The following is a 14,498-nucleotide window of genomic DNA, read 5'->3' as shown; positions in this document are numbered from 1 at the left end:
TCGTGAGCAAAGACCGCCCGGACACTTATCTGAACGACCGTCTCGACTGGAACCTGCTGCGTACCTTTCTTGCCATTGCGAAAGAAGGCAGCGTGAGTCGCGCGGCGACGAAACTGCATCTGACGCAGCCCGCCGTGAGCCAGGCGCTGCGTCGGCTGGAGGAGCAGTTGGGTCTGCGCCTCGTGGATCGCCACGGTCCGCGTATCGAGGTCACGCAGGCCGGTATCGAAGTGAAGCAGATTGCTGAAGACGTGTACGGCACGATCTCGCGGCTGTCGCTGGCCGAGGTGGATCGTGAACACGATATCTCCGGCATGGTGCGCGTGAGTACCGTCAGCGGAATCGATTTTCCGGCCTACGACACGTTTCTCGCGGAGTTCCATCGCACGTATCCGCGTATCGAGCTCGAAAGCCAGGAAATGCGCAGCGCCGATGTGGTGAACAGTCTCCAGCAAAAGTCCGCAACACTCGGACTGACGCCGCGGCGCGCGTTACCCAAACGAGTCGACAGCCGCGTGTTTCTGCGTCAACGGTATGCACTTTTCTGCGGACGTCATCATCCGCTCTTTGGACGCGACGATCTTCAGGTCGCCGATCTCGCCGGCGAGAAGTTCGTCTCCTTCACCGGCGACAAAGTAGGCGACCACCTGTCGCCACTCACATTCTTTCGTGACGAGATGGGCTTCACGGGGCGCGTGGTCGGCTCATCGTCGAGCATGACCGAAGTGAGGCGTTTCATTTTCGCGGGCTTCGGCATTGGCTGCCTGCCGGAACACGTCGTGCGCGACGATATCGCTCAAGGCCGCCTTCAGCGGCTGCCGCCGGATGAAGGCGTGGCCGACCTCGATATCTACATGCTGTGGTCACAGGACCGTAAGCTGAGCGCTGCTGAGGCTGCGTTTATCGATGCGCTGAATGTGTTCATCGATGGTCAGGCGGAAGGTGCCGGCCTCGAGCCTCGCGCTTAGTAGCCGCGCGTCACGTCAACCACGTTATGCAGCGGTTCGCCGCGGATCAGCCTGCGCGCGTTGTGCGCCACTTGCGTGGCGATCGTGTCCGAGCTTGCCACCGACGCCATATGCGGCGTCACGATCAGATTGGGTGCGCGCCATAAATGATCTTCGGGGGGTAACGGCTCGGTCGGAAACACGTCGACGATCGCACCGCCGATTTGTCCGCTCGTCAGTGCCGCGAGCAGGTCCGCGGGCACCAGATGTTCGCCGCGACCGACGTGAATCAGCTTCGCGCCCGGCCGCAAGTGTTCGAACGTGTTCGCGTTGAGAATCCAGCGGGTTTCGTGCGTGAGCGGCAGGAGACACACGAGGATGTCTGTCCCCTGAAGGAATGGCTTGAATTCCTGCGGACCGGCGAAGGTCGTCACGCCAGGCAGTTCGCGGGGCTTGCGCGCCCAACCGCGCACCGCAAAGCCGAAGCGCTGCAAATCCGTCGCGACGCGGCTGCCGATTTCTCCCAGTCCCATGATGCCCACGGCGCATTCGGAAGCATCGCGCTGATCGTCGCGGAACCAGCGGTTAAGACGCTGATTGGCAAGCACACGGTCGAGTTGACGATGAAAGTGCAGCGCCCCCCACGTGACGAATTCGCTCATTCCGCGTGCGTGTTGCGGATCGACGACCCGGCACAGCGGCACGGCGGGCAGGGCAGGATCGGACAGAATGTTGTCCACGCCCGCAGCGATGCTATGCACGAGCCGCAGTTTCGGTAGCTCCGCCAGCGCGCCGGCAGGTGGGTTCCAGCACACGGCGATGTCAGCATCGCCGCTGGACCGCTCGCCGTGCATCACGACATCGAATTCAGGGGCGGCGCGCAGAATCGGCTGCACCAGGTGTGACATGTCGAAGTCACGGCTCATCAGAACTAATTTGGTCATTGCATCGAATCGGAGAACGGGCCTAGTTGCGGTAGTCGGATTTCGGGTCGTCGATCAACCTTAACGCCGCGCGCCACGCCAACTCGGAAATGCCCGCGGAGTCGTCGCGAGCGAACTGGCTCGCGGTCAACTCGCACACTTCGCGCGGCGGGATGCGCAGCGCGCTGCCGCCGGCCAGCGCCTGGATTTGCGCCTGGCAGGCCCGCTCGAGGAAATAGATTTCGTGGAACGCTTCGGCTGCCGTGGCGCCGGCCGCAAGCAAGCCATGATTGCGCAGGATCATTGCCTTGCAGGAACCGAGGTCGCGCACCAGACGCTCGCGCTCGCCGAGTTCGAGCGCGATGCCCTCGTAATCGTGGTAAGCGAGCTTGCCGTAGAACTTCAGCGCATGCTGACTGATCGGCAGCAGTCCCTGCTCCTGGGCCGATACGGCTGTTCCGGCGGCGGTGTGCGTATGGATCACGAAATGCAGATCGTCGCGTGCCGCGTGGATGGCCGAATGAATCGTGAACCCCGCGGCGTTCACACGAAACAACGCCGGGTCGCTGTGCGCCCGCTCGTCGACGACGTTGCCGAGATGATCGATTTTCACGAGGTCCGATGCGCGCATCTCGTGAAACAGCACGCCATAGCGGTTGATCAGAAAGGCCGGCGGCTCGCCCGGCGAGCTGGGCAGGCGCGCCGTGATGTGCGTGTCGATCATGTCGGTCATGCGGAAGTGAGCGGCCAGCCGGTAGAGTGCCGCCAGTTCCTCCCGTACCTGCTGTTCGGTACCGATCGGCGCCGGTTTGTCGCTCGTGCGATCGGATGTGGGTGTGGATTGCATTTCAGAAGACTCCCAGGTTCTCACGTGCTGTAGTGCGCGTAGTGTTCGTCAGCGCGTCAGTGTCCGTCAACTTCATTGTTCTAATGCAGATTATTAGCCGCGTGAATACTTTACGACATGACGCACTGCAGGACCTTGTGAAGCGGCGCTTTGGCGTTGAGGCGAGCCAGTATCGTGGGTTCCGCGCGGTCGGAAGCCAGCGCCATATCGATCACGGCGGCGAGGGCCGATGCTTCAGCGAACAGCACGCCGTTGTCGTCGGCCAATACGATGTCGCCCGGGCGCACCACGACCCCGCCGCATATCACCGGCTCGTTAAACAGGCTCGACATCGTGTCGCGCTTTTTGGTCGTTAGCAACGACGTTCCGCGCGCGAACACCGGCAACCCCGTACTGCGTAGTTCGATGAGATCGGTCACCACGCCATCGACGATAACACCCCTCGCGCCGGCGTTGAGCGCGGCACATGCCGTGACCGCTCCGACCGGTGCGTGCGTATGGTTACCGCTCATGTCGATCACCAGCACGTCACCGGGTTTGAGTTGCGAGAGGGCGCGGTTCACGGGAATGGCGTCGGGCGACAGCAGCTTGAGCGTCACTGCGCGCCCGATCACCTTCACGTTGGGGACCATCGCGCGAATTCGATGGTCCGCGAAGCCGTCTTCCATGAAGTGCCCGAGCGTCGGGAAGCTGACGGATTCGAGGCTGCGCAGTAAGGATGAGTCGGGTGTGGCTTGCATCAGAGCGGCATTTTCCGTTTTCATATCAGACCTTCACGAAAGGCTCGCCGTGGCCGCATTGGTGCGCGCCGCAGACGAGATATCGCGGCGAAGCGTCTCCGCGAGCAGCACGAGCGCGAGTACCGAAACAGCAGCCGAGCCCATCATGTACCACGCCACCGACGAACCGCGGCCTGTCGCGGACAACAGCGCGGTGGTGACAATCGGCGTGGCCGCACTGCCGAGCAGTCCGGACAACATATAGCTCACCGACAAGCCGGAGTAGCGAACCTCAGTGCCGAACAGCTCCGCGAGGAAGGTGGCGATGGGTCCATAGTTCGCGGCGAAGGCGGTCATCATCAGCAGATAGCCGAGCAGCGCGAACGGAAACTCGCGCGTATCCAGCAGCCAGAAAAGCGGAAAAGCAAGCAGGGCCTCGGCGACGATACCGCCGATGATCACCGGCTTGCGGCCCACGACGTCGGATAGCTTTCCGAAGGCCGGCAACAACACGATGCAAAGCGCGCAGGCAATCAGCGCGATGGAAAGCATCGCGTTACGTGAGAAACCCAGTGTCTGCGTTCCGTAGGTCAACCCGAAAGCGACGATCAAGTTGAACGAGGTGCCCGTCGACATCGTCGCGATGCCGCCGAGCAGAACCTGCTTCCAGTATCGGGTGAGGACTTCGGCGATCGGCAGCTTGACCTGCGCGTCGGCTTCCTTGACCTTGCGGAACGACGGGGTTTCCGATGTGTTCAGACGGATATAAAGCCCGACCCCCACGAGCAATGCGCTCGCAAGGAACGGAATGCGCCAACCCCAGGAGAGCAGTGCGTCGTTTGACAGCGTCGCGTTGCAGACCAGAAACGCCAGATTGGCGATCAGAGTGCCGGCAGGCACGCCGATCTGCACCCACGAGCCATACAGTCCACGCTTGCCGGCCGGTGCGTGTTCCACCGCCATCAGCACGGCGCCGCCCCATTCGCCGCCGAGCGCGAGTCCCTGAATGACGCGCAAGGTGAGCAGCAGAATGGGCGCCCAGATGCCAATCGACGCGTAGTTCGGCAGCAGCCCAATCGAGAACGTCGCGATGCCCATGATGATGAGGGAGACCAGCAGCATCGCCTTGCGTCCGAGGCGGTCGCCGAAATGGCCGAACAGCGCAGCGCCGACAATACGCGCGAGGTAGGCGGAGGCGAACGTGCCGAACGCCAGCAAGGTGCCGACCAACGGCACAAAGCCGGGAAAGAACACCTTGTTGAAGACGAGTGCCGAGGCGGTGGCGAAAACGAACAGGTCATACCATTCGACGGTCGTGCCGATCACACTCGCCACCGCGATTTTTTTCATGTTGGCCGGGGTGCCATCTCCTGGCGGTGGCGCTGGCGTGTCCGCGGGACGATAGGACGTCATGGGTTTCTCCTTGAGGCATGGCGGTTTCAGTGGATGAACGCAGCCATTGCGCGCATGGCCTGGTGCCTTTATCGGAAGCCAAAAACAATAAGTAAAAGTCTCATTTCTAATCCTTTGTATTAATGGAGCGAATGATCGGACGGCCGGTCTGGTGAGCACGGGTGTCCTGTGCATAAAACAGTACCTTGCATTAAACAATACTGGGTGCTAGAGTTCGTTCGTCATTTCGCGGATCGGTGCGTTCGGCACCAGTGCATAGCAAGGTACCGTGTTATGCACACTAATGTAATGGAATTGAATGAAAACGCAGCTCAAGAAGGGAACGCTCGACATGTGCGTGTTAGCTGTCCTCGCCGGCGGCGACAGCTATGCGTACGAGCTTGTCTCGACGCTCTCCGAAACCATGGAGATCAGCGAGGGCACGATTTACCCGCTGATGCGCCGGCTGCAGGCCGAGGCGTGGGTGTCGACGTATTTCGTGGAATCCAGTTCGGGGCCGCCGCGCAAGTACTACTCGCTGACAGCGGCGGGCCGCAGCAGTCTGGCGGAAATGCAAAGCGAATGGCGCAGTTTTGTCGATGAAGTCAACGGTGTGCTGGCCTTGTCCCGTACGCCCTCAGGAACAGGGGAAAAGCAATGACGCAGGACGCATTCATCCAGCAATTGCGCCACGAACTGCGGAGTTTGCCGAAGCAGATGGTCGACGAAATCGTCGCCGACTATCGCGAGTACTTCGGTGATGCACTCGCAGCGGGCCGCAGTGAGGCGGAAGTGGTTGCAGCGCTCGGCGACCCGGTCAAGCTCGCACGCGAACTGAAGGCGCAGGCGAATTTCCGTCAGTGGGAAACGCGGCGCTCGTTCGGCAACCTGATGCGGGTGGTCGTGTCGATCGCAGGGCTCGGCCTGTTGCAATTGTTCCTGCTGATTCCGTTCATGTTCTATCTGCTGATGCTGACGATCGGCTACGCGGTTTCAGGCGCACTGACGATTGCCGGGCTCGTGACGGTGGTTGCGCTCGGAAGTCATCATCTGTTCGGGTGGCCGGCGTTTAATTCGGTGCCGTTCACCTTCGAGAGCAGTGACGTGAAAACGGGTCAGCAGGCGAGCGCCAACGGAAACGATGACGATGATGACGACGACGCGGATGACGCCCCCAAGCAGGGCGACCCGCGCCTCGCAACCGCCAATATGAAGGTGTTCCGGGTGGACGGTGACCGTTTCGTGCTGCGGCCCGATGCAGCCACGCGGATTTCGGTTGTGACGCTGGCCGGTCCGATCGACATCAAGAACGACGACGGCAAACTCAAGGTCAATTCGGTTGGCGGCGCGCGCGATCTGTTCAAGGTCGACCCGGACGGCACATGGTCTATCGCAGCCACCGACATCGTAGCGCTCGATCTTAAGGATGGCGAAGGGGACAAGGTATCGGTCGCGCGCATCGGAACCGGTGCGAAGGCGCTGGCGTGGGACATCAGGAACCACGGCGACCACGTGTCCTTCGTGCAGGGCGCGGACGGCAGCGGCAAGCGTCTGGCGGTCAACAGCGGCTCGGATTCGGTCGTGATCGATCGCGACCACATTTCGATTAAGGACGGTTCGGACAACGTCGTGATCGTCGGGCCGCATGGCTCGGGCATCGGCGCAATGATTTACGGATTCGCGATGCTGGTCGCCGGCATCGTCGGTTTGTGGCTTTGTTTGTGGTTGACGCGAATTACATGGCGCGCCTTGGTCCGCTATGTTCAGCGGCAACTCGCTCTGATTACTGCTCGACTCGACGAAGGGCAATCCGCCTGAAGTGCGGCGCAGGTTGACTGACGTCTCTATCCTCATTCGATGAAAAGGAAACGGTCATGAACATGCATTATTCAGGCGGTACGGCAGTCCCGGCACACCGGCAACCTGCTTCGGGGCTGCGCTATCCAGATGGTCGCGTGGTGAGCGTCGAGAATGTTGCCGGCTGGCTCGCGGAAGGGGTTCGTATCGCTCGCGCGAATCCGGTGTTGTGGCTCGTGGCGATTCTCGGCTGCGCCGATTTCGTCACGCTGTTTGAACTGGCGCCACCGTTGCGCGTGCTGGCGGTGCTCGTCGGGCCGGTCCTCGCCGCTGGTTTGGTGCTGATGCAGGAACGTGCGAGCAATGCACGCCCGTGGTCGATCCGCGAGACGATCGAAGCCGTCAACGTGCATCGCAATGCGTTGATCCTGATCGGGCAATGCGGTGCGGCCGTTGCCTATGCGGGGCACCTGATTGCGTTTGTGGCGTTTCATGTGTCGATGAAGACATCTGTTGCACCGAACGGCGTGCATGATCTGACGATCGTCTACGGCGCGCATAACGGCACGGGCAATGCGCTGGAGCCGGTGCTCAATATGCTGGCCTATGCGGTTGCGGCCTCGCTCGTATGGTTCGCGCCGGCGCTGGTTGTTCTGAACAACGTGCCGCCTCTGAACGCGATGGCGGCGAGTGTGCGTGCCGTGGCGCGTAACTGGCGCGTCGCTTTGGTATTTGGCATCGCGATCGCCGTCGACGTGTGGCTTGCCACCTTTGCACCGCTTATATTGCGCGGCTTGTTGGTGACGCCGCTGGTCAGCGCGCTGATCGTTCTGTCGATGTACGGCGCGTATCGCGGCATATTCGAGAAGTCGTAGGTGACGGGTTCGCGCCGGGGTGAAAAACATAGCTGCCCGGTCGCGATAAGGATATCGGAATTGAATCATTCTCACGAAGCGTCCTGATCGCTACGCTTGCAGAAATATTGCAAGCGAGGGCATATGGCCGCTTCTGTTTCTACGTCTTTTCCCATGCGGCGGCGCACGCTGAAGCTGCTCGGCGCAGTGCCGGCGCTTGCCGCAACCGGTGCGTTTCATTCACTCAACGTGCAGGCCGCCGATCTGGCATCGACCACGATCGTGCTGGGCGACCAGGCCGGTGGCACACGAGCGCTCGCCGAAGCCGCTAAGGTACTCGACGGCACGCCGTACGCATTTCGCTGGGCCAACTTCCAGGGTGCCGCGCCACTGTTCGAGGCGCAACGCGCGGGCGCCGTCGATCTTGCCCCGGCGGGCGACTTGCCTGTGCTTGCAGCGGCTGTCGGCGATCCGACCTTGAAGATTGTCGCGACGCGTGTGGGTTCGGGCGCGCAACTCGGCATTCTGGTTGCGCCCAATTCATCGATTCGCGCCGTGGCGGATCTGAAGGGTCGCACCGTGTTCGTGTCGTCGGCGCGCGGTAGTATTTCGCAATTCCAGTTGTATGGTGCGCTCGCCGAAGCCGGACTTTCGAAGGACGACGTTAAGGTTCGTTTCATCCTGCCAGTCGACGCGTTTGCGGCGTTCGCGTCTGGTTCGATCGACGTGTGGGCGACGTTCGATCCGTACTACGGTATCGCTGTTCAACGTGGCGCGCGTATTTTGCGCGACGGGTCCGGCATCAATAGTGGTCTCGGCTTCATCACTGCATCGGGCGCCGCGCTTGCTGATACACGCAAACGCGCGGCTATCGCAGATGTTCTGCTCAGGTTGCAACGCGCGGGCGATTGGGCGCTTGCGAACCCCGATGCCTACGCGCAGATCTACTCAACCTTGACGCGCTCGCCACTCGATGCCGCGAAGCAGATCACGCAGCGCGCGGCATTGAAACAGCACTTCGTGACCGAGGCGGATATCGCCGCGCTCCAGAAGGTTGCTGATAGCGCGGATCGCGACGCTATCCTGCCGCGCCGCATCGACGTCCGTGCGATTGCCGAGACGCATATCGCGAAGGTCTGACGCGAACGGCGGCGCGTCTTGCGGCGCGCTGCTCCGAGGCCAACAAAACCGGTGCGCGTCTGCCCGGTGTCTTCCATCTCCGGCGGCGCCCGCCATCCTCGGCAACCCCTTTCACGCCAGCAATTCCCTTCCACCCCGACCACCCATTCCGACCCGCACTCCGGGTGAACCCGAATTGCCACGCGGCCTCGTCACGCCTATCTTTCTACATCATACGTATGACATAGAGAGCAAATTGTGGCGACTTTGCACAGGCAGGTCCTGAATCAGATGGGTGAACAGATTTGTTCAGGCAAATTCATGCCCGGTGACATTCTTCCCGCCGAGCCGATGCTTGCCGAGCAGATGCAGGTGAGCCGCATCACCATCCGCGAGACGATGAAGTCGCTCTCCGCCAAGGGCATGCTGCAGGTGCGCCGCCGCTACGGCACGGTCGTGCTGCCGCGTGCGCAATGGCAGTTGTTCGACCCGGACGTGATCATGTGGCGCGCGCGTGCAAGCGCCGTCGAGCCCGGCCTCATCGAAGACCTGATGGAACTGCGCCTGATCATCGAGCCGAACGCGGCGAGGCTTGCCGCGAAACGCGCAACTGACGAAGACCGCATCGCGGTCCGGAAGGCTTTCAAGGCGATGGAACGCGCGGTCGCCGGCCACGGCGAGTACGTTCCCGCTGACCTCGCGTTTCACGGCGCCATCCTGACCGCGTGCCACAACCAGTTCGTCCAGCAGATGCAGAACGCGCTGTCGGCGATCCTGCGCACCAGTTTCGAACTCAGCTCTGAAATCGCCGGCGGTCCGGCCCGTTCGCTGCCGATGCACGAGGCACTGTGCGTCGCGATCGAGAAGGGGGATCCCGTCGCGGCGGAAGAGGCCGTACTCACGCTCATCAGGCGCGCCGAGCAGGACTTCGAGGACCGCGCCGCGCTAGACCGAACCGCCAACGACCAACCCGTTTAGCAATCGCCGTAACCCATTTCATCGCGATCCTCGTCGGGATCGCGAGGGGCGCACTCGCGCCTCGTTTCTGAACATCGAGAGGACATACGCATGACACAGCTATTCGATCTGAGCGGCCGCACGGCACTCGTTACCGGCTCGGCGCGTGGCATCGGTTTCGCGCTTGCCGAGGGACTGGCGGCCGCCGGTGCGAACGTCATCCTGAACGGCACGCGCGCCGATACGGTCGCCGAAGCGGTCGCCCGTTTAAGCGACAAGGGTTTCAATGCGCAAGGCCGCGCCTTCGATGTGACCGACGAAAGCGCCGTTGCCGAAGCGTTCGCGCAGTGGGACAAGGACGGCGTGCCAGTCGATATCGTGGTTAACAACGCCGGCATCCAGTTTCGCAAACCGCTCGTCGAACTCGAATTGAACGACTGGCAGCGCGTGATCGACACCAATCTGACGAGCGCCTTCATCGTCGCGAAGCAGGCCGCACGCCGCATGATCGCGCGCGGCACGGGCGGCAAGATCATCAACATCGGCTCGCTCACGAGCGAAGCCGGGCGCGCGACGGTCGGCGCCTATACGGCGGCGAAGGGCGGCATCAAGATGCTGACCCGCGCCATGAGCGCCGAGTGGGCGGCCTCGGACATTCAGGCGAACGCGATCGGCCCGGGTTACATCCTGACCGACATGAACAAGCCGCTGATCGAGAACGCCGCTTTCGACGCATGGGTCAAGAGCAGTAATCCCTCGCAACGCTGGGGCAAGCCGGAAGAACTCGTCGGTACGGCGGTGTATCTGGCTTCACCGGCGTCGAGCTATGTGAACGGTCAGATCATCTACGTCGATGGCGGCTGGCTGGCCGTTCTTTAAATGCAGGTCCACGCGAGTAGAGCAAAACAAACAGCCACTCGCATCAGATAGTTCGTGCGCCGCACTGATCCGGAGACATCATGGAAAGCGTCAAACCCGTAGCAACTCAAAGATGGTGGTATCTGATGCCCATCATCTTCATCACGTATAGCCTCGCCTATCTCGACCGCGCGAACTACGGCTTCGCCGCTGCGGCCGGGATCGACAAGGATCTCGGCATCACGCACGGCACCTCGTCGCTGATTGGCTCGCTGTTTTTTCTTGGCTACTGCCTGTTTCAGGTGCCCGGTGCAATCTACGCACAGCGCAACAGCGTGAAGAAGCTGATCTTCTTCAGTCTGATTCTGTGGGGACTGTGCGCGGCGGCGACCGGCATGGTCAGCAATATTCCGATGCTGATGGTGCTGCGCTTCACGCTCGGCGTCGTGGAGGCGGCCGTGATGCCGTCGATGCTGATGTACATCAGCCGATGGTTCACGCGCAGCGAGCGCTCGCGTGCCAACACGTTCCTGATTCTCGGCAATCCGGTGACGGTGCTGTGGATGTCGGTGGTGTCGGGCTATCTGGTTCGCAGCTTCGGCTGGCGCGAGATGTTCATCCTTGAGGGCATGCCTGCAATCGCATGGGCCGTGGTCTGGTGGTTCACGGTGAAGGACCGTCCGGCCGACGCGCCCTGGATGAGCGACGCCGAAAAGACTGAACTCGACGCGCGCCTGAAGGCCGAGCAGGCCCATATCGCGCCGGTGCGCAACTACAAGGCGGCGTTCCGTTCGTCGATCGTGATGAAGTTTTGCGCGATACATGCGCTGTGGAGCATCGGCGTATACGGCTTCATCATGTGGCTGCCGTCGATTCTCAAAGCCGCCTCGACGATCGACATCGTTTCAGTGGGCTGGCTCGCCGCGGTGCCCTATCTCGCGGCAATCATCCTGATGCTGCTCGCGTCGTGGCTCTCGGACAAGACGCGCAATCGCAAGCTGTTCGTCTGGCCGCTGCTGCTCGTCGGGACCATTGCGTTCGTCGCTTCCTATCTGATCGGCGGCTCGCACTTCTGGATCTCGTTCGCGCTGTTGGTCGTTGCAGGCGCAACGATGTACGCGCCGTATGGCCCGTTCTTCGCACTCGTGCCGGAACTGATTCCGAGCAACGTGCTGGGCGGCGCGATCGGCCTCATCAACGCATGCGGTGCGTTGGGGGCGTTCCTCGGTTCGTGGGTGGTGGGCTATCTGAACGGCGCGACCGGCAGCCCGGCGGCTTCGTACATTTTCATGGCGGCCGGCCTGCTGCTCTCGGTGATCCTGATGATGACCGTGCCCGCGAATGCCGACGAGCATGCCAGGCGTGAAGCTTCGCTGTCGTTGCATCGCACGTAATGTCCGTCGTTCCCGACACCCCGGACGTCACGTTTTGGCGAAGAAGAGCGCAATTCGACTTCGTTTGATTGATTCGATTTTGGCAGGCAGAACATGGCAACCTTGATTACCGATGTAAAGGTCATCCTGACCGCGCCGGAAGGCATCAACCTGATCGTCGTGAAGATCGAGACCAGCCAGCCCGGTCTGGTCGGTCTCGGATGCGCGACATTCGCCTACCGGCACGTGGCGGTGAAGTGCCTCATCGAGGAATACCTGCGGCCGTTGCTGATCGGTCGTGACGCCGAGGCGATCGAGGAGCTGTGGCAACTGATGCATCAGAACGCGTACTGGCGCAACGGTGCGATCGAGAACAACGCGATTTCAGGCGTCGATATGGCGCTGTGGGACATCAAGGGCAAGATGGCGAACATGCCGCTCTATCAGTTGTTCGGTGGCAAGTGCCGCGAAGGCGTGCCGATTTATCGCCATGCGGAGGGCCGCGATCTGAACGAGTTATGCGAGAACATCCAGAAGTATCGCGAGCAAGGCATCACGCATATTCGTTGCCAGAGCGGCGGCTATGGCGGAGGTAGCTTCGCCAAGGCGCCAGCGAGTGCACCCGAAGGCGCCGCGGATGGCGTGTATCTCGACAGCAGAAAATACATGCGGGAGACGCTCAAACTGTTCGACGGCATTCGCAGCAAGATCGGTTTCGACGTCGAGTTGTGCCATGACGTGCATGAACGCCTGAAGCCGGTGGAAGCGATCCGCTTCGCGTGCGAGCTGGAACAGTACGAGCTGTTCTTTCTCGAAGACGCGATTGCGCTCGAGGAAGGCGAATGGATGCGTCAGCTACGCGCCAAAACGACTACGCCGTTGGCCCAGGGTGAGCTGTTCAACAACCCGTATGAATGGCGGTTTCTGATCACCGAGCGCCTGATCGACTTCATTCGCGTGCATCTCAGCCAGATCGGCGGCATCACCGCAGGCCGTAAGCTGCAGATATTTGCTGAGCAGTTCGGAGTAAGGACCGCGTGGCACGGCCCGGGCGACATGTCGCCGCTGGCGCATGCAGCGAACATCCATATCGATCTCGCCGCGCGCAACTTCGGTGTGCAGGAGTGGTCGGGAACCGAGCCGCCGAACTTCGTGATCCAGGATCTTAAGGGGCCACGAGAGGCCTTGCTCGATGTCTTCCCGGGTCTGCCGGAATTCAGGAGCGGACACGTTTATGCCAATGACAAACCGGGCTTGGGCGTGGACATCGACGAAACCGAGGCCGCGAAATATCCCTGCGAAAACACCGTGACGACGTGGACGCAAACCCGCCTGAAAGACGGCACGCTGCAGACGCCGTAACGAGATTGCACTAGCTCGCCATGTGCACTTGAAGGATGGACGGAAGGCTGGCGCCAAGCTCGTACATACCGAGCAGCATCAACGCGCCGCAAAGCAACAGAAGCAGTGGGTTGATTCGCGTGCTGAGCAGTGTCCCCACTGACATGAGGGCAATCGCTTGGGCCGGATGCCCACCGTCGAGCGATTTCAACAAAACCCATCCCGCGGCGAGAATCATGCCGGAGGCGACGGGGCGCAACCCACGCTCGAGTGCGAGTTGCCACGCCGCGCCCTTATAGCGCGTCCAGATATGAGTCACACCATAGATCAGAATGCCGGTCGGGGCGAGTAATGCCAGCGTGGCCACCACAGCGCCCCAGAACCCGGCAATCTGCCAGCCGATCAAAGTGGCTAGCAGCGACCCGGGCCCAGGCGCCATGCGCGAGATGGCGAAATCCACACCGAACTGGGCATGCGTCAGCCATCCATGCACGTCGACAACCTGCCGTTGGATATCGGCAATGATGGCCTGGCCACCGCCTATCGTCACCAGTGACAGGGGCGCGAAAACGGCCGCAAGCTGTAGAAGAACGCGATTCGACATGGTCAGGCTTTGCGCAGTTTGATGTATTCGAACAGCACGCTCAGGCCTCCCGCGCCGATCACAACCCACACCAGCGGCAGGCGCAATATGCCGACAGCGACGAAGGTGCCTGCGAGAAACAGCAGCGGGAGGAGTCTGCGCGGCACCCGGCGCGCGGTCGTCACACCCATCGACAACGACAGGCCGGTGGCCGCTGCTGCCGCGCCCGCAAGCAGAATGTGAGCGAGCGGGAACTGCAGCAGATGACCGAAAACCGTGCCGAGAATAATGATGAAGATGGCGGGCGGGATGATGATGCCGGCAACCGCCAGCAGCGCGCCGCGCCAGCCGAGCAGACGGTGGCCGATCCAGATCGCCATGTTTTTGACGTTGATGCCCGGCAGCGCCTGCGAAATGGCCAGGCCGTTCAAAAAGTCTTCTTCACTGATCCAGTCGCGATCCTGGACGAATTCACGCAGGAGCCAACCGCTCAGGCCGCCGCCAAAGCTGGTCAGGCCAATACGGCTGAATATCAGGAAGAGCCCGGTGAGGGTGGGCGGTCGACTCGTGTTGGCAAGTTGTTGGGACATCGAATCTTCCAGTCAGATTGACGTATGACGGGCGAAATATTTGCTCCTGGCGAGCGTGCCCGGTCATAGGCGACTGGAAAATTATATCAACCAGGGGTTCGTTTCCGGACGCTTTGAAACCGATGGTCCGGCCCCAACCGCACAGGGCATTTTTGACCAAGACGACCTCCCATGAGACTGAGTATCCTAGGCGTAATC

The 14,498-nt window shown here is 61.4% G+C and carries 15 protein-coding genes; 9 read left to right on the top strand and 6 right to left on the bottom strand.

What is annotated here, in order from left to right:
• The first annotated feature begins 2 nt into the window (after nucleotides 1-2).
• Entirely contained in the window at nucleotides 3-968 is a 966-nt protein-coding gene (locus tag KHO33_RS12665) for a LysR family transcriptional regulator (RefSeq protein WP_236074671.1), read from the top strand.
• Here KHO33_RS12665 and KHO33_RS12660 read toward each other — a convergent pair.
• The 4 genes from KHO33_RS12660 to KHO33_RS12645 form a co-directional block, all read right to left on the bottom strand.
• Nucleotides 965-1,891 carry a 2-hydroxyacid dehydrogenase gene (locus tag KHO33_RS12660; RefSeq protein WP_200566944.1) on the bottom strand — a complete coding sequence of 309 codons (927 nt, stop codon included), beginning with the start codon at nucleotides 1,889-1,891 and terminating at the stop codon, nucleotides 965-967. The two genes, KHO33_RS12665 and KHO33_RS12660, sit on opposite strands and share 4 nt — an antisense overlap.
• 22 nt (nucleotides 1,892-1,913) lie before the next feature.
• Nucleotides 1,914-2,717, bottom strand: coding sequence for a class II aldolase/adducin family protein (locus KHO33_RS12655; protein WP_054039370.1), 804 nt, complete (start codon nucleotides 2,715-2,717; stop codon nucleotides 1,914-1,916).
• Between the two features lie 110 nt (nucleotides 2,718-2,827).
• Nucleotides 2,828-3,481: an RraA family protein gene (locus KHO33_RS12650; RefSeq protein ID WP_200566945.1), complete on the bottom strand. Its 654-nt coding sequence runs from the start codon at nucleotides 3,479-3,481 to the stop codon at nucleotides 2,828-2,830.
• 9 nt (nucleotides 3,482-3,490) lie between these two features.
• Nucleotides 3,491-4,849 carry an MFS transporter gene (locus tag KHO33_RS12645; RefSeq protein WP_200566946.1) on the bottom strand — a complete coding sequence of 453 codons (1,359 nt, stop codon included), beginning with the start codon at nucleotides 4,847-4,849 and terminating at the stop codon, nucleotides 3,491-3,493.
• Between the two features lie 298 nt (nucleotides 4,850-5,147).
• Between KHO33_RS12645 and KHO33_RS12640 the strand changes: the two genes are divergently transcribed.
• The 8 genes from KHO33_RS12640 to KHO33_RS12605 all read left to right on the top strand — a co-directional run bounded on the left by KHO33_RS12640 (nucleotide 5,148) and on the right by KHO33_RS12605 (nucleotide 13,148).
• Entirely contained in the window at nucleotides 5,148-5,489 is a 342-nt protein-coding gene (locus tag KHO33_RS12640) for a PadR family transcriptional regulator (protein ID WP_200566947.1), read from the top strand.
• Nucleotides 5,486-6,646 carry an HAAS signaling domain-containing protein gene (locus KHO33_RS12635; protein ID WP_200566948.1) on the top strand — a complete coding sequence of 387 codons (1,161 nt, stop codon included), beginning with the start codon at nucleotides 5,486-5,488 and terminating at the stop codon, nucleotides 6,644-6,646. Before KHO33_RS12640 ends, KHO33_RS12635 begins: the two co-directional genes overlap by 4 nt.
• A gap of 56 nt (nucleotides 6,647-6,702) precedes the next feature.
• A complete protein-coding gene (locus tag KHO33_RS12630; protein ID WP_200566949.1) occupies nucleotides 6,703-7,500 on the top strand; it encodes a BPSS1780 family membrane protein in 798 nt (265 codons plus the stop codon).
• A gap of 123 nt (nucleotides 7,501-7,623) precedes the next feature.
• The gene (locus KHO33_RS12625) at nucleotides 7,624-8,619 is read left to right on the top strand and encodes an ABC transporter substrate-binding protein (protein WP_200566950.1); all 996 of its coding nucleotides are present in this window, start codon (nucleotides 7,624-7,626) and stop codon (nucleotides 8,617-8,619) included.
• 237 nt (nucleotides 8,620-8,856) lie between these two features.
• Nucleotides 8,857-9,576, top strand: a complete 720-nt coding sequence (locus tag KHO33_RS12620) for a FadR/GntR family transcriptional regulator (protein ID WP_200566951.1) — start codon at nucleotides 8,857-8,859, stop codon at nucleotides 9,574-9,576.
• 90 nt (nucleotides 9,577-9,666) lie between these two features.
• Complete coding sequence (locus KHO33_RS12615; protein ID WP_200566952.1) at nucleotides 9,667-10,434, top strand: SDR family oxidoreductase; 768 nt, start codon at nucleotides 9,667-9,669, stop codon at nucleotides 10,432-10,434.
• 80 nt (nucleotides 10,435-10,514) lie between these two features.
• Nucleotides 10,515-11,807, top strand: a complete 1,293-nt coding sequence (locus KHO33_RS12610) for an MFS transporter (protein ID WP_200566953.1) — start codon at nucleotides 10,515-10,517, stop codon at nucleotides 11,805-11,807.
• Between the two features lie 93 nt (nucleotides 11,808-11,900).
• Entirely contained in the window at nucleotides 11,901-13,148 is a 1,248-nt protein-coding gene (locus KHO33_RS12605) for an enolase C-terminal domain-like protein (protein WP_200566954.1), read from the top strand.
• Nucleotides 13,149-13,158: 10 nt separating this feature from the next.
• Here KHO33_RS12605 and KHO33_RS12600 read toward each other — a convergent pair whose 3' ends face one another.
• Nucleotides 13,159-13,731: a chromate transporter gene (locus tag KHO33_RS12600; protein ID WP_200566955.1), complete on the bottom strand. Its 573-nt coding sequence runs from the start codon at nucleotides 13,729-13,731 to the stop codon at nucleotides 13,159-13,161.
• A 2-nt stretch (nucleotides 13,732-13,733) separates the two neighbouring features.
• Nucleotides 13,734-14,300, bottom strand: a complete 567-nt coding sequence (locus KHO33_RS12595) for a chromate transporter (protein WP_054039351.1) — start codon at nucleotides 14,298-14,300, stop codon at nucleotides 13,734-13,736.
• Between the last annotated feature and the right edge of the window lie 198 nt (nucleotides 14,301-14,498).

Source organism: Paraburkholderia nemoris (assembly GCF_905221015.1).
Lineage (GTDB): Bacteria > Pseudomonadota > Gammaproteobacteria > Burkholderiales > Burkholderiaceae > Paraburkholderia > Paraburkholderia nemoris.
This window is presented reverse-complemented; position numbering and strand designations above follow the sequence as displayed.

Excerpts from the sequence above, each read along its gene's own strand:
- KHO33_RS12660 (WP_200566944.1), bottom strand. The coding sequence starts at position 1,891 with ATGACCAAATTAGTTCTGATGAGCCGTGACTTCGACATGTCACACCTG.
- KHO33_RS12655 (WP_054039370.1), bottom strand. The coding sequence starts at position 2,717 with ATGCAATCCACACCCACATCCGATCGCACGAGCGACAAACCGGCGCCG.
- KHO33_RS12650 (WP_200566945.1), bottom strand. The coding sequence starts at position 3,481 with ATGAAAACGGAAAATGCCGCTCTGATGCAAGCCACACCCGACTCATCC.
- KHO33_RS12645 (WP_200566946.1), bottom strand. The coding sequence starts at position 4,849 with ATGACGTCCTATCGTCCCGCGGACACGCCAGCGCCACCGCCAGGAGAT.
- KHO33_RS12640 (WP_200566947.1), top strand. The coding sequence starts at position 5,148 with ATGAAAACGCAGCTCAAGAAGGGAACGCTCGACATGTGCGTGTTAGCT.
- KHO33_RS12635 (WP_200566948.1), top strand. The coding sequence starts at position 5,486 with ATGACGCAGGACGCATTCATCCAGCAATTGCGCCACGAACTGCGGAGT.
- KHO33_RS12630 (WP_200566949.1), top strand. The coding sequence starts at position 6,703 with ATGAACATGCATTATTCAGGCGGTACGGCAGTCCCGGCACACCGGCAA.
- KHO33_RS12625 (WP_200566950.1), top strand. The coding sequence starts at position 7,624 with ATGGCCGCTTCTGTTTCTACGTCTTTTCCCATGCGGCGGCGCACGCTG.
- KHO33_RS12615 (WP_200566952.1), top strand. The coding sequence starts at position 9,667 with ATGACACAGCTATTCGATCTGAGCGGCCGCACGGCACTCGTTACCGGC.
- KHO33_RS12610 (WP_200566953.1), top strand. The coding sequence starts at position 10,515 with ATGGAAAGCGTCAAACCCGTAGCAACTCAAAGATGGTGGTATCTGATG.
- KHO33_RS12605 (WP_200566954.1), top strand. The coding sequence starts at position 11,901 with ATGGCAACCTTGATTACCGATGTAAAGGTCATCCTGACCGCGCCGGAA.
- KHO33_RS12600 (WP_200566955.1), bottom strand. The coding sequence starts at position 13,731 with ATGTCGAATCGCGTTCTTCTACAGCTTGCGGCCGTTTTCGCGCCCCTG.
- KHO33_RS12595 (WP_054039351.1), bottom strand. The coding sequence starts at position 14,300 with ATGTCCCAACAACTTGCCAACACGAGTCGACCGCCCACCCTCACCGGG.